The organism is Rhodococcus sp. 14-2483-1-1 (genome assembly GCF_002259335.1).
Taxonomy (GTDB): Bacteria; Actinomycetota; Actinomycetes; order Mycobacteriales; family Mycobacteriaceae; genus Rhodococcoides.
Genome location: NZ_NPFX01000014.1, coordinates 383,066 through 407,703 on the forward strand (window position 1 = coordinate 383,066; position 24,638 = coordinate 407,703).

The 24,638-nt window shown below is 62.9% G+C and carries 20 protein-coding genes; 12 read left to right on the forward strand and 8 right to left on the reverse strand.

Features of this window, described 5'->3' with window-relative positions:
- Positions 1-105: 105 nt before the first annotated feature.
- Positions 106-921, forward strand: a complete 816-nt coding sequence (locus tag CH294_RS13090) for an IclR family transcriptional regulator (protein ID WP_094609339.1) — start codon at positions 106-108, stop codon at positions 919-921.
- Here the strand turns inward: CH294_RS13090 and CH294_RS13095 are convergent.
- A complete protein-coding gene (locus CH294_RS13095) occupies positions 918-1,190 on the reverse strand; it encodes a hypothetical protein (protein ID WP_094738177.1) in 273 nt (90 codons plus the stop codon). The genes CH294_RS13090 and CH294_RS13095 overlap by 4 nt on opposite strands.
- Positions 1,191-1,332: 142 nt before the next feature.
- Between CH294_RS13095 and CH294_RS13100 the strand changes: the two genes are divergently transcribed.
- Entirely contained in the window at positions 1,333-3,615 is a 2,283-nt protein-coding gene (locus CH294_RS13100) for an HNH endonuclease signature motif containing protein (RefSeq protein WP_094738178.1), read from the forward strand.
- A 53-nt stretch (positions 3,616-3,668) separates the two neighbouring features.
- Here CH294_RS13100 and CH294_RS13105 read toward each other — a convergent pair whose 3' ends face one another.
- Positions 3,669-4,814 (reverse strand): NADH:flavin oxidoreductase, encoded by a 1,146-nt coding sequence (locus tag CH294_RS13105; protein WP_170944707.1) that lies wholly within the window; start codon positions 4,812-4,814, stop codon positions 3,669-3,671.
- A gap of 65 nt (positions 4,815-4,879) precedes the next feature.
- Here CH294_RS13105 and CH294_RS13110 point away from each other — a divergent pair, with 65 nt between their 5' ends.
- From CH294_RS13110 to CH294_RS27240, 4 genes are all read left to right on the forward strand, one after another.
- A complete protein-coding gene (locus CH294_RS13110) occupies positions 4,880-5,734 on the forward strand; it encodes a sulfurtransferase (protein WP_094617898.1) in 855 nt (284 codons plus the stop codon).
- Between the two features lie 70 nt (positions 5,735-5,804).
- Positions 5,805-6,626, forward strand: a complete 822-nt coding sequence (locus CH294_RS13115) for an SDR family NAD(P)-dependent oxidoreductase (RefSeq protein ID WP_094738179.1) — start codon at positions 5,805-5,807, stop codon at positions 6,624-6,626.
- A 9-nt stretch (positions 6,627-6,635) separates the two neighbouring features.
- Positions 6,636-7,841, forward strand: coding sequence for an acyl-CoA dehydrogenase family protein (locus CH294_RS13120; RefSeq protein ID WP_094738180.1), 1,206 nt, complete (start codon positions 6,636-6,638; stop codon positions 7,839-7,841).
- Between the two features lie 647 nt (positions 7,842-8,488).
- Positions 8,489-10,309, forward strand: coding sequence for a hypothetical protein (locus tag CH294_RS27240; RefSeq protein ID WP_141216505.1), 1,821 nt, complete (start codon positions 8,489-8,491; stop codon positions 10,307-10,309).
- A gap of 529 nt (positions 10,310-10,838) precedes the next feature.
- Here CH294_RS27240 and CH294_RS28075 read toward each other — a convergent pair.
- Positions 10,839-11,876, reverse strand: coding sequence for a TIGR03086 family metal-binding protein (locus CH294_RS28075; protein WP_094738182.1), 1,038 nt, complete (start codon positions 11,874-11,876; stop codon positions 10,839-10,841).
- The gene (locus CH294_RS13135) at positions 11,873-12,232 is read right to left on the reverse strand and encodes a metalloregulator ArsR/SmtB family transcription factor (protein WP_094738183.1); all 360 of its coding nucleotides are present in this window, start codon (positions 12,230-12,232) and stop codon (positions 11,873-11,875) included. Before CH294_RS13135 ends, CH294_RS28075 begins: the two co-directional genes overlap by 4 nt.
- Before the next feature lie 95 nt (positions 12,233-12,327).
- On the opposite strand from CH294_RS13135, the gene CH294_RS13140 reads away from it, so the two are divergent.
- Genes CH294_RS13140 through CH294_RS13165 form a run of 6 tightly spaced genes read left to right on the forward strand, consistent with a single transcriptional unit; the run spans position 12,328 to position 17,893 of the window.
- Positions 12,328-12,972, forward strand: a complete 645-nt coding sequence (locus tag CH294_RS13140) for a hypothetical protein (RefSeq protein ID WP_094738184.1) — start codon at positions 12,328-12,330, stop codon at positions 12,970-12,972.
- Between the two features lie 40 nt (positions 12,973-13,012).
- Entirely contained in the window at positions 13,013-13,612 is a 600-nt protein-coding gene (locus CH294_RS13145; protein WP_094738185.1) for a DJ-1/PfpI family protein, read from the forward strand.
- On the forward strand, positions 13,609-14,073 hold the full coding sequence (locus CH294_RS13150) for a helix-turn-helix domain-containing protein (protein WP_094738186.1): 465 nt from the start codon (positions 13,609-13,611) through the stop codon (positions 14,071-14,073). Before CH294_RS13145 ends, CH294_RS13150 begins: the two co-directional genes overlap by 4 nt.
- A 7-nt stretch (positions 14,074-14,080) precedes the next feature.
- Positions 14,081-15,334 (forward strand): hypothetical protein, encoded by a 1,254-nt coding sequence (locus CH294_RS13155; RefSeq protein ID WP_094738187.1) that lies wholly within the window; start codon positions 14,081-14,083, stop codon positions 15,332-15,334.
- 22 nt (positions 15,335-15,356) lie between these two features.
- Positions 15,357-16,361 (forward strand): aldo/keto reductase family protein, encoded by a 1,005-nt coding sequence (locus tag CH294_RS13160; protein ID WP_094738188.1) that lies wholly within the window; start codon positions 15,357-15,359, stop codon positions 16,359-16,361.
- A 56-nt stretch (positions 16,362-16,417) separates the two neighbouring features.
- Complete coding sequence (locus CH294_RS13165) at positions 16,418-17,893, forward strand: carboxylesterase family protein (RefSeq protein WP_094738189.1); 1,476 nt, start codon at positions 16,418-16,420, stop codon at positions 17,891-17,893.
- 68 nt (positions 17,894-17,961) lie between these two features.
- On the opposite strand, the gene CH294_RS13170 is transcribed toward CH294_RS13165, so the two are convergent.
- The 4 genes from CH294_RS13170 to CH294_RS13185 form a co-directional block, all read right to left on the reverse strand.
- Positions 17,962-19,803, reverse strand: a complete 1,842-nt coding sequence (locus CH294_RS13170) for an NAD(P)/FAD-dependent oxidoreductase (RefSeq protein WP_094738190.1) — start codon at positions 19,801-19,803, stop codon at positions 17,962-17,964.
- 135 nt (positions 19,804-19,938) lie between these two features.
- Entirely contained in the window at positions 19,939-21,261 is a 1,323-nt protein-coding gene (locus CH294_RS13175) for a helix-turn-helix domain-containing protein (protein ID WP_094738191.1), read from the reverse strand.
- Positions 21,258-22,691, reverse strand: a complete 1,434-nt coding sequence (locus tag CH294_RS13180) for an NAD(P)/FAD-dependent oxidoreductase (RefSeq protein ID WP_094738192.1) — start codon at positions 22,689-22,691, stop codon at positions 21,258-21,260. The genes CH294_RS13175 and CH294_RS13180 overlap by 4 nt, the downstream gene beginning before the upstream one ends.
- Positions 22,688-24,565, reverse strand: a complete 1,878-nt coding sequence (locus CH294_RS13185; RefSeq protein ID WP_094738193.1) for a DUF3556 domain-containing protein — start codon at positions 24,563-24,565, stop codon at positions 22,688-22,690. The genes CH294_RS13180 and CH294_RS13185 overlap by 4 nt, the downstream gene beginning before the upstream one ends.
- Positions 24,566-24,638: the final 73 nt, after the last annotated feature.

Consider the following 24,638-nt stretch of genomic DNA (forward strand, 5'->3'; position numbering starts at 1 on the left):
ACTCCTGATGTGTTCGTTGAGCAAACGATGACTTCAGTGAACCTGAGCTGCACTTCGTTGTGGCAAGAACGGCTCTGATTGCTCGGTCGGTGAACGGATTGAGGCATGGTGTCCACTGAATGGACGTACGATCCTCGGGTGACGTCATCGGATGCCAACGCGAGTGTGATCGGGAAGATCTGTTCGTTGCTGAGGGCAGCGGGAGCCGAGGAGCCGTCCGGTGCCTCCACCACTGCCCTCGCGCGGGCGGCCGGTATCGCGCGACCCACCACCCATCGCCTGCTGTCCACGCTCGCCGAACAGGGATTCGTCGATCGTGACACTGCGACCGGCCGCTGGTCGCTGGGGCCGGAGATCTACCTGCTGGGGTCCATGGCGGCCCTGCGGTACGACATCACCGACCAGGCGCGAAAAGTTGTGCAGGCGTTGGCAACCGAGAGTGGTGAGAGTGCGTTTTTGTCGGCCCGCCGGGGTTCGGAGACGGTGTGCCTGCTTCGAGTGGAGGGAAGTTTTCCGCTGCGCTCGCATGTGCTGTACGAGGGAATCCGGCTGCCGCTCGGAGTGGCGTCCGCAGGGTTGGCCATTCTTGCGCACCTACCGGATCGGGAGGTCGACGAGTATCTCGATGCCGTGAACCTGGTGCCGGAGTGGGGAGAGAGTCACTCGGCCGTGGAGATTCGCAGGCGGATAGCGAATACCCGCTCCACGGGATTCGCCGTCAACCCGGCGTTGCTCGTGGAGGGTAGCTGGGGGCTCGGTGCCGCCGTTTTCGATCGCGCCGACAAGCCGGCATGGGCGCTGAGCTTGACCGGTGTCGAGACACGATTCCGCGACGATCGACGACGGGAGCTGGGCAAGATGCTCCTCGACGCGGCGCACCGACTCACCCTGCAACTGGGGGAGCGGCCCACACCCGGCTAGCTGTCGAGCTCGTCCAGGATGTCCGCGGCGTCCTGGCTGCCTGCGGCCGCCAGCCTGTGCAGCTCGACGCGATCACCGCGTTCACCGGCAAGTTCGACCAGGATGTCGACGGCATCGGTACTGCCTGCGTCGGCGAGGGAGCGCAGTTCGTCGAGGTCGTTTCGAGAGCCTGCGAGTTCGACCAACTGGTCGAGTGCATCCTGATCGCCGCTGCTGGCCTGGGCACGCAACTCGGCCAGCTCGGCCGGGGTGGAATCGGGCTCGGTCATGGGTCGGAGTGTAGAACGATTCGTCGAATAGTGGCAGGCCAGCCGACCTTTTTGCGGCCTGTGCGTTCTTGTCGGTGGGTCGAGATAGTCTTCTTTCAGTTCGAACGCATGTTCTGAAATATTGCTCACCGGGGGGTGAAAAATGGGTGCAGTACCGACCGTGTCGCTGGAGGCGTTGACCGCTGCTGCGTGTGCAGAAAATCGTCAGGCCGCTCGCAAGATTTTCGCCTGCTATGACATCCATCGGAGCTGGATCACCCACGACACCGAGCACAAGCACTACAGCCGGTACGGGCGCACCGAGATGGCAGTGGCGTTGGGATGTTCGGCGACGGTCGCCGAATCGTACGTCTCCGTGGGCGTCGCCCTGCATACCCGACTTCCATTGCTGCGGTCCGCATTCGAGTCCGGGGAGATCGACCTCCCGCGGGTACGGACGGTGTGCCGAATCCTCGACAACCTCTCCGACGAGATCGTGAAGTCCGTCGAGGACGAGATCGTCGAGGCGGCCCGCCGTCATTCGCCCGGTCCGCTGGAGAAGGAGATCTGGGACATCCTGCTGCGGGTCGCGCCGGAGGAAGCAGCAGCACTACGGGAGTTCGCGAAACGGTTCCGCCATGTTTCCTACAGCCCGGCCGGTGAGTTGGCGCGGATTCGAGCGGAACTGACCGCCCCCGAGGCTGCCGCCGCATGGCAGTTGCTCGAGGAGATGGCCGACACCCTCTGCCCGAAGGACCCTCGCGGCAAGAAAGAGCGCCTGTGTGATGCGTTCATGGCGCGCATGCACGGCGAACCCCGCCTGGCATGCCTGTGCCGACGTGATGACTGCCCGAAAAAAGATGCAGCATTGCCGGATCGTCGGGTGCCGTTGACGATGATCACCGTCGATATCGCCACCCTCATCGGACTGCTCGCCAACCCGGCATACCTGGCCGGCCACGGTTCGATCGACCCGGATCTCGCGCGGGAACTCGCACGCAACAGTCAGTGGCAGATCCTGCTCACCGAAGCTGTCACCCTCGCAGAGAAGCTGGGACTGGCTGTGCAGAACCCGGAAACCGGGGAATGGGAACGACGCCCGGACAGTGAGAAGGCTGGGGCTGCAACAGGACCCGAGACGAAAACAGATGCGCACGCCGACGCCGACTGGGACAGAGACGCCAACGCGGACACAGGCGCAGACGTGGATTCGGCTGCTGATGCTGATGCTGGCGAGGGAACGGGGTCGGCCACGGATTGGGATAGAGAGGCTGATTCCTCGACCGAACCGAATTCGTCCAGTTCGTCTGCTCCTGCTCCTGCTCCTGCTTCTGCGCCTGGGAACACCTCGGCACCGGCACCAGAGGCACAGACAGATGAGCTCGACGATGCCGAGGAGAACGACGAGTCCACGCCCGTACCTGCGACCGACCCGTTGGCAACCCCCGACCCGGACGCCGCCGATCCTGTCCGGAAGCATGCAGCAACACGCTCAGGGGCGCCGGTGTCCGACCCGTTAGCGGAGGCAACGTCGGACACCGACCGTGAGGCAGCTGCGTCGTCTGAACCCGCGTCGGATTCACGATCACCTGCGGAACTGACATCGCCGGCACCTGATGTCGCACCGAGCTGTTCGGAATCACGCTCTTCCACAACGCCATCCGGCTCCACAACGGCATCCGGCTCCGCAACATCGCGTCCGACGTCAGCCGAAGGCCCGGGACCAGGAACAGGTGCTGCTGCCGACAGCAACGACCAACGCCAGCGTCGCGCGGGATCGCTGACCTCCGCTGCGGCCCTGTTCTGCACCCACACCCCAGTCGGCAGGGGCACACGGCACAGCTCTGCCCTCGATCTGTCCTCCGTAATCCGGCGCAACAACCGAACCATCCACACACCCTCGGGCCTCTATCTCGGCAACGCATCGCTGGCCGCGGCACTCGAAGCCGCCATCGCCGCCGACCCCACCCTCGGAAAATCGGTCGCGCGCGACCCCCTGACCGACCGAGCCCTGATCTACCGACCCGACACCCTCACCACTGCCGCCGTACGCCTCCGCGACCGAGAGTGCCGCTTCCCCGACTGCCACCGCCCCGCCGACCGCTGCCAACTCGACCACATCACCCCGTTCGATCACGCCAACCCCCTCGGCGGCGGCTGGACCACCGTCAACAACCTCCAATGTCTCTGCGAGTTCCACCACACCGTAAAAACCGCCGGCTACTGGACAGCCGTCATGCTCCCCGGCGGCGCCATCCTGTGGACCTCCACCTCCAAGACCACCCGAATCACCCTGCCCGCCAACGGAACAGCCGTACCCATCCTCGAAAACGACCTGAGGCCACACATCCCCACCAAACCCAGACGATCCGGCATCATCGCCTACCCCGACCCACCCGACAACGAACAGCCCGAGACAGACGACACGGCAGCACCGCCGTTCTAGGCGATGCTGCCGTGAATCCCTGTGCCTGCTCCGTCAGACCCGTGCCCGCTCGGTCAGACCAAGTGCTGAATGTGATCGCGCGTGAATTCGATGCGCTCGTCGACGCGGCCGTCGCCCACCTTGTTCACCCACTCCGGATCGGACAGCAACGCGCGCCCGACGGCCACCAGATCGAACTCGCCGTCCTGGAATTGGCCGACGAGAGCGTCCAATCCGGTCACACCCGACGCGGCATCCTCCGACCATGCCGACGTGAACACCGAGTCGAGGCCGACCGATCCGACGGTGATCGTCGGAACTCCGGTGAGCTTGCGGGTCCAACCGGCCAAGCCGAGCTTGCCGTCGTTACCGTCCAGCTCCGGGAACGCCGGATCCCAGTGGCGTCGGGTCGACGCGTGCAGCACATCCACTCCGGCGTCGACCAGTGGCGTCAGGACGCGCCCGAGTTCTTCGGGGTTCTGCGCGATCCGAGCGTCGAAGTGATTGCTCTTCCACTGCGAGAATCGGTACACGATGGCGAAGTCCTCGCCGACGGCCGCACGAATCGCAGCAACGACCTGTGCGGGGAAACGGGTGCGGGCTTCGAGCGAGCCACCGAACTCGTCGTCGCGCACATTGGTTGTAGCCCAGAGGAACTCGTCGAGCAGGTAGCCGTGAGCGCCGTGCAGTTCGAGGCCGTCGAAGCCGGTGTTCTGTGCGTTGACCGCAGCCTGTACCCACTGAGAGGTGAGTTCGTCGAGGTCGGCGTCGGTGAAGGCTCTACCGACCGAGGAGCCGTCGAGGGCGATTCCGGACGGGCTGACTGTGGTGACGTCGGGGAACAGGCGAGGCTCGGTGCCCCGCTCGACGCCGAGGTGCCACAGCTGCGGGATGATCGCGCTGCCCTCGGCGTGCACCGCGTCGACGACGCCCTTCCAGCCTTCGAGGCTGGCGTCGCCGTAGATCCGTGGGACGCGGGTGTGAGGACCTGCGGCGGGGTCGGGGATGTAGGTGCCCTCGGTGATGATGAGGCCGGTGCCACCGGCGGCGCGCTTGCGGTAGTACTCGGCCACATCCGGGCCGGGGATGCCGTCGGGCGAGAAGGCGCGCGTCATCGGAGCCATGGCGAAGCGGTTGCGCAGCTTCAGCGACTTGACCTCGAACGGCTCGAAGAGCCCTGTAGTGGACAGATGCTGAGTTGTGGATGCAGTTTCGGTCACGCCTGCGCACAACCTGCACCAACCCCGAGCTATTCCCCGTGCGGGGCTGTTAGCGTCGGATCCTTATGAGCCCTTCGCCGCTGATCTCTGCCGCCGAACTGCACGATCTCTTCGAGATGGGACGGGCCCCCGTCGTCCTCGACATCCGGTTCACGCTCCAGACCGGGAGCGACAGAGCAGGTTACGAGGCCGGGCACATCCCGCACGCCCAATTCGTCGACCTCGATGCCGATCTGGCCGCCCCGCCGGATCACGGAAGTGGAGCCAGCAGGAACGACCCGAATCACCGCGGCCGTCACCCATTGCCCGACGAGGAGACCTTCGTTGCAGCGATGCGCGGCGCCGGCGTCAGCGACGGCTCGTCGGTCGTCGTCTACGACGGAGGACCGGCGACCGCGGCCGCGCGCGGCTGGTGGCTGTTGCGCTACTACGGCCATGCAGACGTACGAGTCCTCGATGGCGGTCTGGCTCAGTGGGTGGCCGCCGGATTCCCGATCGGCACCGAACCGTCGATCGTGGCAGCCGGATCGTTCACCGCCCGGCCATCCCTGGCACGAGTCCTCGACGTCGACGACGTACTCGATTTTGCCCGGGACAACGTACTGCTCGACGCCCGGGCACCCGAACGATTCCGCGGCGAGGTGGAGCCGGTGGATCCCGTGGCCGGTCACATCCCGGGCGCGATCAACCGACCGACGACCGACAACGTCGATTCGGACGGAAAGTTCCTGGATCCCGAGGTACTCGATGGCACATTCGGTGGACTTGTGCCGGAAGGGAAAGACGTCGCTGTCTATTGCGGATCCGGGGTGACCGCCGCACACCAGATTCTCGCCTTGGAGTTGGCTGGTATCGACGCTGCGTTGTATCCGGGCTCGTGGTCGGGATGGATCACCGATCCGACGCGGCCGAGGGCATGACACCCCGCCTGAGCTGCCCGTTCGCCGAACCAGGGTTGAACTTGAATCTGACTTCAACTATACCTGGGGAATGAAGGTTGAAGGCAAGGTTGCCATCGTCACCGGCGGTGGTGGCGGAATCGGCGGGGCCATCGCTGCTCGACTCTCGGAGCACGGCGCACGCGTCGTCGTCTCCGACCTCGACGGGAAGACGGCTCGAGCAGTGGTCGACGCCATCGAACGAGACCGGCCGGGGACGGCCGTCGCAGTCGCTGCGGACGCGTCGAACATCGCGGATATCGAGCGGCTGATCGCACAGGCCGAGGCCTCGTTCGGTCCGGTCGATCTCTACTTCGCCAACGCAGGCATCAGTGGCGCACCCGGACTCGACGCCACCGAACAGGACTGGGACCTCTCGTTCGATGTGAACGTACGCGCACACATACGCGCTGCGCAGCTTGTGGTGCCGGGTTGGCTCGAGCGCGGTGAGGGGTATTTCGTCAGCACCGCCTCTGCAGCAGGTCTGCTCACCCAGATCGGTTCGGCCACATACGCGACGACCAAGCACGCGGCCGTCGGATTCGCCGAATGGATGAACGTCACCTACGGCAACCGAGGCATTCGTGTCAGTTGCCTGTGCCCCATGGGGGTCAACACCAAACTGCTGTACGAGGGACGCGAGTCGGGAGATGCGTTGGGAGCAGCCGCAACTGCGGCGGTTCTGAGCGCCGGTGCCGTACTCGAACCCCTCGACGTTGCCGATGTGGTGCTCGACGCGATGGACCGCGAGCAGTTCCTCATCCTGCCGCACGAGAACGTACTGGACATGTACCGCAACAAGAGTGCCGACTACGACCGGTGGTTGCGCGGCATGCGTCGCTACCAGGACAGCTTGCTCGACAACAACCGATAGGGGCCCACCGTGGCATTTTTCGAGACCTCCGACCGTGCGAAGAAATACGAGTCGGATCTGTTGGAGTTCATGGACTCTCACATCTACCCGGCCGAGGCAGTGTACGAGCAGCAGATGCTCGACTCCGGTGACCCGCACTTTCAGCCGCCGATCATCGAGGATCTGAAGAAGGAAGCGCGCTCGCGTGGACTGTGGAATCTGTTCCACCCGCACCCCGAATGGGGCCCCGGTCTGACCAACCTCGAGTACGCCCCGCTCGCCGAGATCATGGGCCGCAGCCTGCTCGCTCCCGAGGCATGCAACTGCAACGCACCGGACACCGGCAACATGGAGGTGTTCACGCTATTCGGCACCGACGAGCACAAAGAGAAGTACCTGAAGCCGTTGCTGGACGGCACCATTCGCTCAGCCTTCGCGATGACCGAGCCCGACGTGGCCAGTTCCGACGCCACGAACATCGCCATGAAGATGGACCGCGACGGGGACGACTTCATCCTCAACGGGCGCAAGTGGTGGACGTCGAACGCAATGCACAAGAACTGCAAGGTTCTCATCGTCATGGGCAAGACGGATCCCGAGGCGGCTACCCACCGTCAACAGTCGATGCTGGTGGTACCCATCGACGCACCCGGTGTCACCGTCCTGCGTAATCTGCCGGTGTTCGGCTACATCGACCGCGAAGGTCACGCCGAGGTGCTCTTCGAGGACGTGCGGGTGCCGGCAAAGGACGTGTTGAAGGGCCCGGGCGAGGGCTTCGCCATCAGTCAGGCTCGCTTGGGGCCCGGCCGTATCCACCACGCGATGCGCACCATCGGCGTCGCCGAGCGGGCGCTCGAATTGCTCTGTCGCCGTGCAGTATCGCGAGTGACGTTCGGTAAGCCGGTGGCGATGCGCTCGAACATCCAGGACTGGATCGCCGAGGCGCGGATCGAGATCGAGAAGACGAGACTGCTCACGTTCAAAGCCGCGTACCTGATGGACACCGTCGGGAACAAGGAAGCGCGCACCGAGATCGCCGCCATCAAGGTTGCTGCACCCGAGATGGCACTGAAGATCATCGACCGTGCCATACAGGTGCACGGCGGCGGCGGAGTGAGCAACGATTTCCCGCTCGCGATGATGTACGCCCACATTCGCACCTTGCGTCTGGCCGACGGTCCGGACGAGGTACACAAGATGTCGATCGCAAAGATGGAGCTGCGCAAATACCTCTGAACGTTCACTACCCGACCTGAAACACTTGCGCCGTCACACCGATGACAGCGTGATTCGTGAACAAATTGTGCGCCTAGTGTCTTCAAGGATTGTGCGAGGCAACCGAGCAAGGCCGCCCGATTCAACGGTGACGGTTCTTGTTGCACCCGTACTGTAGCTGAACCGCTAGTTGCTCTATCTTCGTGGATTTGTTAGTGATCATGCGAAAACTCTGGCCTCGTGACCGGACCTACTGCATTGTTGCCCGCGAAATCGGGCTTTCGCCTCTGCAGTGATGGATCGGCGTGCAGCTAGGCCGGACTAAGCCGCCGCTCCAGGTGCAACATTCAATCCTCGTCACCCCCAGCTGTAGGTACACCGAACAAATGATTTTTCGCTGTATTTTCGGAGAACCTGGCAGGATTGACTGGTTTGTGATCAGATTCGTCAACTGCTCGTGACTCTTGAACGAGGATACTTCTGGCTGGGGGTGCCGAATGAACTACAGTTCTCTTAGAAAAAGCGCGTTATGCGCCATAGGCGGAGCTACAATAATTTTCATAAGAAAGGACTTACAAGATTTTATTTTTCCGCCAGACAGTAGCCTAGGTGACCTGTTCTCTTGGCTGTTGGGGACTATGGGATCACTCCTAATACTATGGTTGTCTGTGGTCCTGGCATGGCTGCTCGGTTCACACTCCCGCGGGCGTCAGGTGACGAACTACTTCGGCGGCCTGTTAGCGGCGGGAACTGCTGTGTGGAGCTACTTCGCTGTCTCGGGGGTTGTCTCTGATACCGCTAGTAAAATATTGATGATAGCTTGGATCGTTCAGATCGCCGCCCGGGTTCGCTTGAAAAAATCCGCGCCGCAGATATCTGCACAGATATTGCCGAAGGACGAAAAGTACAGACTGGTAAGTAAACAGCTTGATGATGCCCTTAGTATTTCGTCGACGTGGCCGCGGCCGGCAGTGGTGGAATTCGTTTCCATGGTTGTCAATCCGGATACGCACCGTGGCCGTGTAGTGGAAGAATTGAAGGTAGAACGCACCATCACATCGAAATCGGTCCGCCAAGTGGTTCGCCATAGTCGAGCTAGCACGGACTTAAGTAATTTCGCGCGAGATCGCAATGGTGATGTGAAAGATCAGCAGGATCTCGTATATCTTCCTGTCCTACACCCGGAAAAAGGTCATATATATGATGGAATGACGATTTCGGTCAAGGGTGAAGATTCGGTCGAATCGCTGAGCTATCACGAGTCTCAAACTCGCTATCTGGCAGCAATCATCGTCTTGTATCGCGAGGCGTATGAGTTGCCAGAAGAGTTTAGCGATTGGGGTAAAGACTTTGTGACTAAGTTCAGCACCTTAGTGTCCAAGTTTATGACTCCGTTAAGTTTGTTGCAGACCGAAAAACAGTTAGACGATTGCAAAGCGGCGTTAGAGGCCTGTTTTTCGCAGGCTAGTATTCATCCCGGCGCTCATGCGTCAGCCAAATTTATGGCAGGTACATGTATCAAACGATATGCTATTGTCCTTCGCGTTCAACGGCAGGAATATTATGACATTTCTTACGATTACGTACTGAACACTAGGCAGCTTCTGCCTTCTCGAGGGTCCGATTCGAAGAAGGTATCATTTAACCGCGTCTGGCGAAGCTTTTTGGAACCGTCAGGATTCATAGTAATTCCCTTGTCAAGGGCCCATAGGTGTTCTAGCTTCCATTTGGAAATGAGCATCCCGTCGGGTTCTTACATCGGTTCAACTACAGTCGTTAACGAAGACAAATCGACCGAACAGCGTTCGAGCCATCCGGCGATGCTCGGGCAGTCTCCTTATGTGCGTTTGCCAACCCTTGGTCTATCTCGCGCGCATCTCTATCTAAGATCTTCTCAGCTAACGGCTGACTCCCTAGGCCACGCGAAAGAAGTCCGTTTCAACATATACGAAAAGCCGTATGGATCGGATCTCTTGGCAGTCCTTTGGTTGGTTGTAGTGGTGGGCGTGAGCGCGGTCGCGAAGCAGGCATTGCTTGACGACAAGGTTGTTACTAGCAACCTTTTGGCTTTCTCTATTGCATTCCCGCTTATGCTGACGACTGCTGTTACAGTTTTCACTGCCAGGGCGAAAAATACTTTGAATGTCTCTGTCACAGCCTGTGGCCTGAGCCTGGCTGGCGCAGCACTCCTAGTTTGGGAGGTGTCGATGCTGGTAGTGGGGCTTGCGACCAAGGATGATGATGTCCGGATGAAGGTGAGGTCAGATGAGGTTTGGACCGCACTCCTCGCCGCAGGGCTGAGTTTGGCTCTACTGAGTGTTGCAATATTTGTGATAAGAATCACACGTTTTGCGTGGTTTTATACTCTGTGTGTCTATGGTAGTGGTAGTCGGATCCCGCAGGACCAGCCTGCGGACGACGGTGAAGAAGCAAGCGCCTCGACGGGCGAAGCAAAGCAGGGGGGTGGGATGCAGGATGTTGATCGGTGAGCTCGTGGCATTTGTTCTTGGGCCGGGTGTCTCAGACACGAACGCCGACAGGACCATTCGGATTGACGACGACGAGCCTTCAAACAATCGAGTTGATTCCCGTCTCGTAGCCAATCTGCGCGACAACCGTGACCTGATCTCGTCGGCCTCAGCCTGTACGCCACCTGCGGGATCAGTAGAAGTTCTGCGCCAACACAAAGTCTTTGAGGCATTGGATTAGGATTCCCTGCGAGTCGGTTTGCCCAGGAAGATTTCGGACTGGGCGTGATCAAGACTCTGGTGGACTCACTGGACATAAAGCATACAAAACGGTCCTCGGTTTCGAACGCCTCTGCCTGCGGGCGGGAACACCTCTCGGTGATACTTCCCAGTGATATAGCATCAGTAAGTACATCGAAAATTACCCGTCTGCTGGGCGTTCGGAGACGACCGGCTATTTTTAGCTTTGCGCAAGGTGTCCACGTTGACCGACCGCCGTAAAGTCGGCCGGTTGATGGATGGCTAATTCACCCCGCTTGCGCTCAGGTGGCTAACCTACGCGAGACCATGCCGGGTCACGGCCGATGAAGGCCATCAGCTTGTCCTGCGGGGAAGCGTCCTCGCCGACGGGGACGGAGGGTCCGTACTGTCCGCTGTCCCGTAGCATCTGCTCCATCGGTCGCATGGCGTCGAGGGCCGCAGCGCAGCGATCTTGGCCCAAGTCGTGTTCCAGGCCGAGGGCTTTCGCAAGGTCCCAGGAGTGCATCCAGATGTCGGCGGTGTAGAACATCGCGATCGCCTCGTCCACCGGCATGTCTCCCGTGTGCGGGTTGCTCAACACGCGGTCGGAAGGGTCGTCGAGAATTGCCTGGATGTCGGCGACGTGGTGCCTCCATGCGGCTTTCGGGTCGGCGTCGATGTCCAGGGTCTCGAACTCGATTCCCGCGCCGCCGGCGAGAAAGCCGCGAGACCACTCGATCAGGTGCTTCACGACATCGATTGCGGCCCAGTCCGATACCGGGCTGGGGCGTGACCAGTCCTCGGGCGAGGCGGACTCGACCAGCGCGGTGAACATCGCCGCGTCCTGTAGGTGCTGCTGGGCCGGCCCTGTTCGTTGCCCGAGCAGTTCGTCGAGTTTGTCGTAACCCTCTTTCACCCCGACATCCATGCCACTGGACAGCATCCCGTCGCGAGTTGCGAAGTCCGACATCACACTGAGAACTTTCAAGAGCGTGCCCCCGCCGTCGCGCCGCTCGAAGGTGAGGGTCTCGAGGGCGACCGAATCGGGTTGGCCCTCGTAGGTGAACGTCCACACGATCCGCTCGTTGTCCCTGACCTCGTGGAAACTGCCGAAGAAGGCTGCGATCTCCTCGCCGCCCCGATCGTTGGCAAAGGCCCAGGACCCTCCGGTGCGTCCCTCCCACTTCAGAATTCGCGTGGTCAACGATCTGGGCCCCACCCATTGCCGATACAGCTCGGGATCGATGTGAGCGCGGAACACCTGCTCCGGTGCTGCATCGAACTCTCGAACGATCTCGATCGTGGGTACTTTCTCGTCTGCGAGGATCTCGGTTTCGTGCACAGTCATGACACCTCTTTCGTCTCGGTGGTCTTGTCGTCTGCGATGCCGTCCAGCAGGGCGTCGAGGCGTCGATAGCGTTGTTCTGCTTCCTGTCGGTACCGCTCGATCCATTTCGTCATCAGCCCGAACACCTCCGCGTCCAGATGCACCGGCCGACGCTGGGCATCTTTGCTGCGGGTGACCAGGCCGGCCTCCTCGAGCACCTTCACGTGCTTGGATACGGCCTGCAGGCTCATGGCGTACGGCTCCGCCAATTCGCTGACACTCGCATCCGAGGCGGCGAGCCGTGCCACCATGTCGCGTCGAGTGGGGTCGGCCAAGGCCGCGAACGTCTTGTCGAGTTGCTCCGTGTGATCCTCCATCGGCTCCTCGCTTTCTCGATGAAGCCGAGGGTAAGCCGCGTGACGTGCATAGTCAACCATTTGGTTGAGTACTTCCCTCGGCCTACCCTCGTCGGATGGGCATCGGTGATGACATGGTGCGGGACGTGATCTCTCTAGATCTGGGGCACCCGCTACGTGTGGCGATCGACGGGGTGACGGCATCGGGAAAGTCGACCTGTGCGCGGTGGCTGGTGAGTGCTGTTGCAACGCAGGGGCGTCCTGCGATTCATGTGACCATGGACGGTTTCCATCACCGGCGCGCCTATCGGTATCGGCAGGGGCGAGCGTCGGCTGTCGGTTACTACCAGGACGCATACGACTTCGACGCGCTGTGTACGCAGGTGCTGATCCCGTTGGGCCCGACCGGAAGCGGCGAAATCCGGCGTCGGATCATCGATCTGGCGTCCGATGAGCCGGTGGAAGATCCGCCTGAGCCGGTGCCTACCGACACGATCGTCGTGGTGGACGGAACGTTTCTGCACCGGCCGCCGCTGCCTGACTACTGGGACTACACGGTCTTCGTCGACACCCCGATGGACGTCGCACGGGCTCGCGGTACAGCCCGGGATGCGGATGCGCTCGGGGGTGAAGTGGCCGCGGGTATGGCCTTCGACCAGCGCTATCACGCGGCGTGCCGGATCTATCTGGACGAGGTGAATCCGCGCGCGCGAGCCACTCGGGTGCTGCCGGGTATTGACAGCCTGCTGTCAATGGGGTGATGATTGACAGCATACTGTCAATCGATGCGAGGACGTTCCGATGACCACCATTGCGCTCTACGCCACCGACACCATGGCCGACTGGGAATACGGGTACCTCACCGCCGGCCTGGCCATGGCCCGTGAACAAGACCCGGAAGCCAACCGGCTGATCGTCGCCTCGGAGACGGGGGAGGCTGTGACGACGATGGGAGGATTGCGCATCACGCCGGACGTCGGCTTGGCGGATCTGCCGACACTCGACGCGTTGATTCTGCCGGGAGCGGGCAGTTGGGAGTCCGGGCACGACACGGTACTCGAGCTTGCCGCCGCACTCGTTGCGGCGGGGACCCCGGTGGCGGCGATCTGCGGTGCCACCTACGGGCTGGCTCGGACCGGACTGCTCAACGACCGGCCACATACGTCTAATGCTGCCGAATTTCTCACTGCTGCAGAGCAATACAGCGGAGCCGAGCACTACCGAGACGACAAAGCGGTGTCCGACGGTACGGTCATCACTGCCGGCGCGACGGCACCCATCGAGTTCGCCAAGCTGGTATTCGAGCGGCTGAACGTGTTTCCGCAACCCGTCGTCGATGCCTGGTACGGCCTGTACACGACAGGCGAGCGAAAGTACTACGACCAGCTGGCGGGGGCATGACCGACCGCAGCCCGGAGGGTGATGCGCTGACGGCGGTAGTGCTGCCCGTTTTCGAGCTCAACGGCGAATTTCTCGCTGCCGCACAGGACATCACCGAGCCGACGGGCCTGACTCCGGCCTGGTGGCAGGTTCTGGGGGCCACCCTGGACGAGCCATTGTCGGTCGCTGATATCGCGCGACGCGTCGGGTTGGGATTGGCACGGCAGAGCGTGCAGCGGACGGCAAATCTGTTGGTGGACAAAGGCTGGGCGGTCTACGTCGACAACCCTCACCACAGGCGGGCCAAGCTACTCGAACCCACCTCCAAGGGGCGCGAGACAGTCGCCGCACTGAGAGATGCTCAACACGCGTGGTCGGACGCCGTGGGTGCCGCGGTGGGTGAGGACGAATTACGCTCTTTCGCGGAGACTCTGGAGAAGATCCTCGCAGCCTCCCGTCACTACCGCGGTGGCCGTGCATAATTCGGCAATGGCTGTGCTCGCACTACTGCTCTCCGGACTGCTGGCCGGTTTGCTGTCGCAATCCGACGGGGTCGACATTTTCGGCGACACCAGCGTCGGCGGCGTGCTGCTCTCCAGCGGTGGAGGGGGAGTTGCGGCAGCAGTGATTCTGGCGTCGGGTCTGGCGATGCTCGTTCGTCGGCGCAGTATTCTGGCCGGCCTGTCCATCGCCGCTGCCGTTGTCGCCGGGGTGACGGCACTGCTGATGCCCTCCGACCTCGCCGAGGTGGTGGCAGGCGGAGTTCTTCTGGGATGCACTGCAGTACGGGCGAACGGTGCACGAGTTCGACAAGCGCTGCTGATCGGGTCGTTCCTTCTGGGCCTGCTCAGTGCAGGCGCGGTCGAGGCTCTGCACTACGCGAGTGTCCCGCGTCGCTACGCCGACTACCTCCCCGAGTCCGATCTCGGCACTCCGGTGGTCGTACCGGTCCTCTGCGCCCTCGTGGTGCTGACGGTGTTCTTGGCAGCTCGTGTCGACCGCGGTGACGACTGTTCGTCACCCGAGCGGAACATCCGTACGGTCGGGGCGATACTGCTGGTCTCGATCGGTGGCCTTCTGCTCGATGTACTGTTCGGGCTCAGCGTGTTTGAGAGCGAATACGGGTTCGTCGGTCGTTGGTACTTCGGAATCCTCGTCGTACCCGTACTGTTCGCGGCCGCTGCTCTGCTGCCGGGCCGCGGTGGCAGGCTCGTTCTCGCCGGGACCGCCGTCCTGCTCACCTCGAACACCACTTCCGGTGTGGGTATCGATGTGTCGGAGGGAGTTTGGGTACTCGGGCTGGTGGCCGTCACGGCACTCGCCGTGTCAGTCGGTGTGGCACTCGGAATGCGTTGGGGGCGTTCGTGGATCGGCATCACTGCTCTGGCACTGGTCTGTGTGACCGCACTGTTCGAGTACCCGCCGCTGGACAACGTGCACTACGTGGCTAGTCTGGTGGTTTTCCCCGCAGCTGCGGCCTACCTGTACGTCTCGTGCACCCCCTCGACCCCCACGACCTCGACCCCCACGACCTTGACGCTAGGCCTCGCGGTTCCGGTGGCGATCACGGTCCCGATGGTCGTCACCTACGGCTGGACTGCCTACACACCGTTGACGTCGATCGACACGAGCACGTTCTCTCCCAGCATCGACCTGTGGCTCTCGACGGGAGTTGCCTTCACGACGGTGGTGCTCGCCGGCGTCGGGATGTGGGCCCTCGGTCGTCGGCCACTACTGAATTGATCACCGGAGTACCGTTTTCTGCATGGCTTACAGATACCTCGGAAACAGTGGACTCAAGATCTCGGAGATCACCTACGGCAACTGGTTGACGCACGGATCACAGGTGGAGAACGATATCGCCACCCAGTGCGTACGCGCGGCTCTCGATGCGGGCATCACCACGTTCGATACGGCCGACGTCTATGCCAACGGAGCTGCCGAGACGGTGCTGGGCGACGCGTTGAAAGGCGAGCGTCGGGAATCGCTCGAGATTTTCACGAAGGTCTACTTCCCCGTCGGACCCAAGGGCCCCAACGACACCGGACTCTCCCGCAAACACATTCTCGAAGGCATCGACGCCTCGCTGCGTCGGCTCGGCACCGATTACGTGGACCTCTACCAGGCTCATCGCTACGACGTCGAGACCCCGCTCGAAGAGACCATCGCCGCCTTCGGTGACGTCGTCCGCCAGGGAAAGGCGCTCTACATCGGCGTCTCGGAATGGACCGCCGACCAGCTCCGCGCCGGGCAGGAACTCGCCCGCCAGAACGGCTTCTCGATCATCTCGAATCAGCCGCAGTATTCGGCTCTCTGGCGTGTCATCGAGGATCAGGTGATTCCGGCGTCGAAGGAACTGGGCATCTCGCAGATCGTCTGGTCGCCCATTGCCCAGGGTGTGCTCACCGGTAAGTACCTTCCCGGTCAACCTCTGCCCGACGGTTCGCGCGCCAAGGACGACAAGGGCGGCGACAAGATGATCGCGCGCTACCTCGACGATCAGACGCTCACCCGGGTGCAGCAGCTGAAGCCGATAGCCGACGATCTGGGAATCACCATGGCGCAGTTGGCCGTTGCATGGGTGTTGGCCAACGACAACATCGCCGCCGCGCTCGTCGGTGCCTCGCGGCCGGAGCAGATCGCCGAGAACATCAAGGCCTCCGAGGTCACCCTCGACGCCGACGTGCTCGCGAAGATCGACGAGGCCCTCGGTGATTCCGTCGAGCGTGACGCGGGCAAGACGGGCTCGCCCGAGGCACGTCTGGTCTGAGCACCGAAGTTGCCGGTCCGACCGACAAGGCGAAGCGAACAGGGTAATAAGGACGTATGGACACGATCACCGTCGATACACCTCAGGGCCAAGTTCGCGGTCGGACCGGCGCAGGCGTCACCTCGTTCCTCGGAGTGCCGTACGCCGAGGCTCCGTTCGGACCCCGCCGATTTCAGGCTCCGTCGCCGCCGCCCACGTGGGACGGAGTGCGCGACGCGCTCGAGTTGGGGGCGACCGTTCCCAAGGTGGGCTACCGTCCGCCGACCAGCGAGATCCTCAGTGAGCCGGTGGTGCCCGGCGAGGACTGCCTGAACGTCAACGTCTTCACCCCCGATGCCGGCGGCTCGGCACCGGTGTTCGTCTGGATCCACGGTGGCGCATTCGTCAACGGCAGCAACGCCATTCCCACGTACGACGGATCCGCCTTCGCGCGCGACGGCGTCGTGGCCGTGGTGATCAACTACCGACTCGGCGTCGACGGTTTCGCACTGATCGACGGTGCCCCGGCCAACCGCGGGATGCTCGATCAGGTCGCGGCCCTCGAATGGGTACGCGACCACATCGCTGCCTACGGCGGCGACCCGGCCAGGGTGACCATCGCGGGAGAGTCGGCCGGCGCGATGAGCGTCGGCACCCTGATGTCGATGCCTCGTGCCGAGGGACTCTTCCAACGGGCGATTCTGCAGAGCGGAGCCGGCCACCACGTCATCACCGCCGAGACTGCCGCCAAGGTATCCGCTGCGTTGGCGGCCTCGCTCGGCGTCGAGGCGACGGTCGACAGCCTGGGGTCGGTGCCGGTGGATGCCTTGGTCGATGCTCAGCGTGAACTGTCCGATCGAATCACGGCCGAGGCTCCGACCGGAGCCTGGGGTGAGCTCGCCCTGAACGTGATGGCATTCGAGCCGTACATCGACGGTGATATCGTTCCGGCGCTGCCGTTTTCGCGAATCATCAGTGATGGCGCGAGCGCACAGGTGGACGTGCTGATCGGAACCACCAGCGAGGAACATGCGTTCTTCATCGTCCCGGCCGGGATTGTCCCGCACCTCACCGAGGACTACGTGAAGATGGTCCTCGCCGGGTACCGAGCCGACCCGTCGGCGCTGGACCGGTACCGCGAACAGCTGCCCGACGCCTCGGCCGGCGAGCTGATGATCGCCGTCATGACCGACTGGTTCTTTCGTATCCCGGCCACGCGACTGGTCGAGGCCCGCTCCGGTAACGCCTTCGTCTACGAATTCACCTGGCGCTCATCACTGTTCGACGGCGCGCTCGGGGCCTGCCATGCACTCGAGATACCGTTCGTGTTCGACATGCTGCACAAGCCCGAGACCGCACGAATCACCGGCCCGAATCCGCCGCAGAAGGTTGCCGACGAGATGCACCGTGCCTGGGTCGAATTCGTGCGCGACGGCTCTCCCGGATGGGACTCGTACGGCACCGACCGTGCGGTGATGATGTTCGGGGACGAGCCGGGAGTCGTTCTGGACCCGCGGCCGGCGACTCGCGCGGTGTGGGACGGGATACGCTGAGCACCTGAGCGGCTGCGCCGCATGTGCACGGAACCTCGTACTCTGCTACGAGGTTCCGCGCACATGGGTCACCGAAGGTGATGCACTTCCTGCAGCCCGTAGACCGGGGTATCGATACCCTCGTAGCGCGCCTTGATCTGGAGCGCGAGGTAGAGCGAATAGTGTCGCGACTGATGCAGATTGCCGCCGTGGAACCAGAAGTTCTCCTGCTGCGTCGGCTTCCACATGTTGCGCTGCTCGCCCTCCCAGGGGCCGGGATCCTTGGTGGTGTCCGACCCGAGGCCCCAGCATTTGCCGACCTTGTCCGCGGTCTCCTGATCGATCAGGTCGGCGACCCAGCCGTTCATCGAGCCGTAGCCGGTGGCGTAGACGATGAGGTCGGCCGGCAGCTCGGTACCGTCTTCGAGGACGACGCCGGTCTTGCTGATCCGCTCCACCTGTCCGGCAACGAGTTTGATCTTGCCGTCCGCGACCAGCTCCGAGGCACCGACGTCGATGTAGTAGCCCGAGCCGCGGCGCAGGTACTTCATGAACAGTCCCGAACCGTCGTCACCGAAGTCGTGTTGGAAGCCGGCCTTCTCGAGGCGATCGTAGAAGTCCTTGTCCTGCTCCGCGATCTGCTGATACACCGGGATCTGGAACTCGTGCATGATCCGGTACGGCAGCGACGCGAACGTGAGATCAGCTTTGCCCGTAGTCATTCCGGACTCGACGGCCCGCTCGGAGTACAGATCCCCGAGGGCGATCTCACACAGCGAATCGGACTTGACGATGTGTGTGGACGAGCGCTGCAGCATCGTCACGTCGACGCCCGTCTCGTACAGTGCCTTGCAGATGTCGTGCGCGGAGTTGTTGGAACCGACGACCACTACGCGCTTGCCGACATATGCGTCGGGACCGGGGTGTTCGCTGGAATGGTGCTGCTCGCCCTCGAACTCGTCCATGCCGGGGAAGTTCGGGACGTTCTTCTTGCCGGACATCCCGGTGGCCATCACCAACTGCTTGGGCCGCAGGATCACTTCCTCACCGTCGCGGTCGACGACGACCGTCCACTCCTTCGCCACCTCGTCGTAGGTGGCGGACTTCGCGGTGGTCTTGCTCCAGTACGGAACTTCCATGACCTTGGTGTACATCTCGAGCCAGTCGCCGATCTTGTCCTTCGGCGCGAACACCGGCCAGTTCGGCGGGAACGGCAGGTAGGGGAGGTGGTCGTACCAGACCGGGTCGTGCAGGCACAGCGACTTGTAGCGTCCACGCCACTGATCGCCGGGGCGTTCGGCGCGATCGACGACGATCGCAGGCACCCCCAACTGCCGGAACCGGGCGCCGAGAGCGATACCGCCCTGACCGCCACCGATCACGAGGGCGTACGGCTGCACGCTGTAGCCGAGCTCGTTCTCCTCGATCTCCTTCTTCTCCGCCCAGTTCTGGGTATCGGCGTTCGAGCCGTGCACCGCGCCTTTGATACGGGACTTGCCTTGACGCTCCTCATGGCCCTTGAGCTCCTGCATGGTCGTCAGCAGAGTCCAGGCCACGTCGTCGCCGGTGTCGGCATCGACCGTCAGGCGCAAGTGCCCTTTACCTCGGCTCGTTGCGGTCTCGAACTCGATCCACGCCGAGACGACGCCGTCCGCCTCGTCGGGTACTTCCGTGGTGTGAAAGCCCGTCGGATCGGTGTCGTCGAGCCGCTCGGAGAGCATGTCGGAAACGCCGTCCCGGCCCTCCACCGTCTTGAGATTCCAGGTGAAGGTGACGAGGTCACGCCAGAAGCTGCTGATGGCGAACATGCCGGCAACGCGGGGGATGTCTCGTGCGACCAGTGCGTCCTCGAACTTCGACAGCCAGGCGTCGACCCGTTCCTGCGGGGTGTGTGTGCGGGTGATGTCGACCGGTTCGATGGTCTGCGTCATGAAAACTCCTCGTGGCGAAAGTGTGCTCGTTGTGTGACCCAGCACACTCCCGCGCCGTGGCGAAGTCGAGAGTTGCAGTGGGTTGCAGCGCGCCGAGGTATCGACCGCGTCGAGAAGAGAGCTCGGGTGACCTGCCTACGTCTGACTGGGCCTGAGGACCAGGGCTCCCAGAAACTGACACACCTGCAGTGCCAGCGCGAGATCGAGCTTGTCCCCGCTGGTCGTGTGTAGTTCGAGAGCTTTGGTCACCCGATACTTCACCGTGTTGCGGTGGACGTTGAGTTCCTGGGCGGCGTGCAGATGACTCTCGTCGTGCGCGAAATATGCATGCAGGGTGTCTCTCAGCACGGCCGCGTTGGGCGTGTCGTCCGCGAGCGTGCCCAGCGTCTCCCAGACCCAGTACCGGGCCGAATCGAGATCCTGGGCGAGCAGCGACACGATGGCCACATTCTTGTCGCCGTAGCCGAGAACCTCACGCACCGGTGTCCCGGGTATCGACGCGATGGAGTAGGCGGCGCGTGCCTGCTCGTGGGTCCGGCGGAACCCGTCGACGCCCTTGCCCGGTAGCCCGACGGCCATGCGGGTGGACTGGTCGAGGCGAAGGGCCGCGGCGAGTTCGGCCGTATCGACCGTCGGCGTGCGGGTACCCAGGGGGATCCAGGCCCACGCGGTTCGGCGATCGATCGCGGTGACGATCGGCGGACCTGCGGAGCGCATCGCCGCGGCGGCGCGGCGGGAAATGACGTCGATCGATCCGAGGGTCGTCGTCGAGTCCGATCCATCGCTCCACACGACGACACCGAGATGATTCTGGTTCAGCAGGTAACCGGTGTGGGCCTCGAACGTCGTTGTGGTTCCGCTCCGGTCGGCCAGCAGTGTGTGAATGGTCGACGAATGAACGGTTCCCTTGGCACCGATCCACCGAATGCGTTCGGTCTCGTAGGCGTCGAAGACGAACAGCGTTATCCAGTCGATGTAGTTGTAGACGACGTCCGAAATATGTTTCAGGACAGCGAAATCGAGCTCCGAATCGTTCGAGTTCTTCTTCACTTCCTCGAAGCAGATACTCATCATTTCGTTCTGGCCCAGGTGATAGGCCCGCACCAGCGAATTCGACGGAACATCGCGTTGAGCAAGGCGCAGTGCGTACTCGACGGCTGCGGTGGTCGGCTGCAGGCGGTCGACCGGAATGTCGTTGGCCAGTACATGCACGATCGTCGAGATGTTGCCGTGGACAGAGGCCTCGAGAAGCTGCACGAGGACGGGGTCGTCGTCCAGATGATCGATATCGTGCGCCATGAGCGAGGTCATCGCCCGGACCATGTCGAGTTCTCGCGCCGACAGCGACCGTGCGACCTGTGCGACGGCGGCGAGAACGTCCTCGTGGGCCGTCGCAGGCACATGAGCAAGCCGGCTGCGGGCAACCGCCCGACGGTCCTCGGGTTCGAGGTTCGTCACCCCACGTCCTTCTTCTGCCGCCGTAGGTGTCGCAACGCGGACTCCGCTGCGTTGTATCCACACATTCCGTGTGCGCCGGCACCCGGGGGAGTCGACGCGGAACACAGATACACGCCGGGAACTCCGATACTGTAGGGATCCAACGCAACTCGAGGTCGAAGTACCACCTGAAGTTCGGTGTTCGCGCCCCCGATGATGTCGCCGCCGAGGTAGTTCGGATTCGACGCCTCCAGTTCGGTCGGGGAGGTGACGACGGTGGCGACGACGATATCCCGGAATCCAGGTGCGAATCGTTCGATCTGGGCGATGATCGCCTCGGTCGCGTTGCCGGTGAATCCGTTGGGCACATGGGCGTACGCGTACAGCGGATTGATCGACCCGGCAGATCGCGTCGGGTCGGCCACGTACTGCTGGCCTACCAACACGAACGGCCGATCCGGCATGACGCCCAGATTGATCGCCTTCTCGCTCGCCGCGATCTGCTCGAAGGAACCTCCTAGGTGAACGGTGCCGGCGCGCCCGCACGCGGCGTTCGTCCACGGTACGTGTCCGTCGATCGCGAAATCGATCTTGAACGCGGCCGGAGCACGACGAAACTTGCGGTAGGAGCGCGCGATACGAGAGGGCACCTCATCGCCGTAGATGTCGAGAGCGCCGCGCGGTGACGTATCGAGCAGGACCACGTCGGATCGGGGAATGTCCGAGGCCGTCCGTACCCGAACGCCGGTGTCGATCTTGCCGCCGTGATCGGCCAGCATCGACGCCAACGCCTGCGTTATCGCCCCGGAACCGCCCTCGGCCACCGGCCAGCCGTAGCGATGACCCGAGGCCGCGAGCATCAACCCAACGGCCGACGTTGCCGGTCGGTCCAATCGGTAGTAGGCGTGAGCCGCCAGCCCGCCGAACATCGCTCTCGCCTTGTCCGTTCGCCACCACTTCGCCGACACGGTGGCCGGTAGCAGTGCGCGTGGACCGAAGGCCGCAAGGGCCAGCGGGTGCCGCGGCACGTTCGCAATCGGGCGCATCAAGTCGGCAGCGAGGACGTCGAAATTACGGGCCAGGTCCCCGAACATCCGGTTCCAGCGCACCCCGTCGACACCCAGACCGTCGGCCGTTGCCTCTATCGACCGGTGGATCGATCCTGCATCACCGTTGTCGAGCGGATGCGCGCAGTCGATGTCCGCCAGTCGCCACCGCAGACCGTAACGCTCGAGGTCGAGCGTGCGCAGATACGGCGAACCCGCACCCATCGGATGGAACGCCGAACACAGATCGTGGGTCACACCCGGCATTGTCATCTCGGCGCTGCGCGTTCCCCCGCCGATGGTGTCCGCGGCCTCGAGAACATGAACATCGACCCCGGCGCGAGCGAGGCGTACCGCGGCAGCGAGCCCGTTCGGCCCGCTGCCGACGACCACGGCTGTGGTCATACCTGCTCGCCGCGTTGCGGAGTGGGCGCGACGACGGAGTCGCCTGCGGGGCGTGCGGTGTTCTCGCGCATCTTCGGTTCCTTCACGGTGCCGGCATCGGTGGCGGCGCGGTTCGCGTCGATGTCCAGTGTCCACGTCACAGTCACCGGAATCGGGCCGTTCGGCAACCACGGCTGCTCCTCGATGGCATCGGAGACCTTGTACGTACCGCGTTCGATGACTCCCAGAGCCGCATCGATGACCTGATATTGCTGGTAGTTCTTGTGAATGGGCTGCGACTCGATCCAGACCACGAGAAATTCTCCCGGCGCGAAATTGCATCGGCGTTGAATCGCCGCGATCAGCTTGGCGTCGTGCAGATGGCCGTCACCGAAGTTGAACGCCACGATCGAATTGCACGAGAACTCGGCGTCACGCAACGTGTAGGTGTCGATGTCCTCGCCGAGGTGATTCATCATCAGAGAGAACAGTGCGCGACCCTGGCTGTGCATCGAACGCCAGCCGAGCAGCTGGTGCATCACCACGTCGGCGACATCGGCCGGATAGGTCGCCAGCAGTTGAGTGCGAGTGTTCTGGCTCGGCCGCTTGATGAACTCGTCGATCTTGTCCTCGCAACCGGGAGCGAACGCCCACGTCGCCGACGCCCAGTTGCCGGCGTACTGACGCATCGAGGGCAGGAACGAGACCAGATCGGGTCGGAGGTTGCCGACGATCGGGAAGAACACGAGCGCAACGACGATGACGGCCAGCAGCACCGGAGAGGAGAAGTTCCATACGGCGAAACCGTCGGCGTTCGGGAATCCGAGGAAGAGGAACACCGCCGCGAACGCGAAGAACAGATTCCATTCCAGCGGGACGGCGAGCGGGAACGTCGAGGTGATGAACAGGTGGAACGCGACCATCAGTGCGGCGGCAGCGAGAGCGACGACGGCATTGGTGGTGAAGAGCAGGACCAGCGGAGTCGCGACCTCGACCAACGTTCCGAGGACGTGGCCGATGCCGCCGGCCATGGTGGACGGGCGAAGGTCGTCCGGGAAGTTGCGGTAATGCGCGCGCTTGAGACGGGTCGAGGTGATCCACGGGGTGTTCGAGAGCATCGGCGGAATGACCATCGAGAAATGGTGGCCGAGCTTGGAGATTCCGGCACCGACCCACACCGAGACCATCAGCAGTTTGAGGGCGATGATCATGTCGACGAACGGCAGTAGCCCGAAGAACAGCACGGCTGGGAAATACTGCTCACCGCGGGCGGCGATGAAGATGACCTTGTCGCGCAACCCGATCACGACGAGAAGGGCGGCGAGGATGATCATCAGTGCGGGCCGCACCAGGCCGTTGTTGTCCGCGATCGCAGAGTCGATCGAGCTGCTGTGCACGCCGGGAAGGATCAGTGCGGCAACGATGTTGCCCACGATCGCGGCGTAGACGATGACATCGAAGACCGTCCGGCTGTCACCGGAGGTGAAGGGCACCTTTCCCGGCCACGGTGGCAGGCGAATCGTGTTGGGGCGCAACCAGAAGAGCGCGCCGCCCATCATCGGCTCGAAGTGACCGGCAAGCGGGCCCCAGGATCCGCCCAGGCCGAGCGTTTCGAGGAGTAGCGTCCACAGCAGGATCTTCTGGTACACGATCGGTTCGTTCCACCACGCTGAGAAGTCGAGAGGATTGTGCCCGGAGGTCAAGGTGGCTATCGATACGCCGATGGCGAGGTAGAGGACCGCGAGTTTGAGAATGTAGATGGTGTGCACCATCTTCGGGGTTCCGAAGCCGTGGTCGGCCCAGTGGGTCGACATCGTCCGCAGTCGGTCGCGGAACGGTAGATCGAGGAAGGTGGCCGGGTCGACCGGCGGGAAGTTTCCTTCTTTGAATCCCATGTCGTTACTCCTGTGTGGGTGGTGTGGGTACGGGTGATCGCCTCACCGGCATCGGACGCTGGTGAGTGAGATG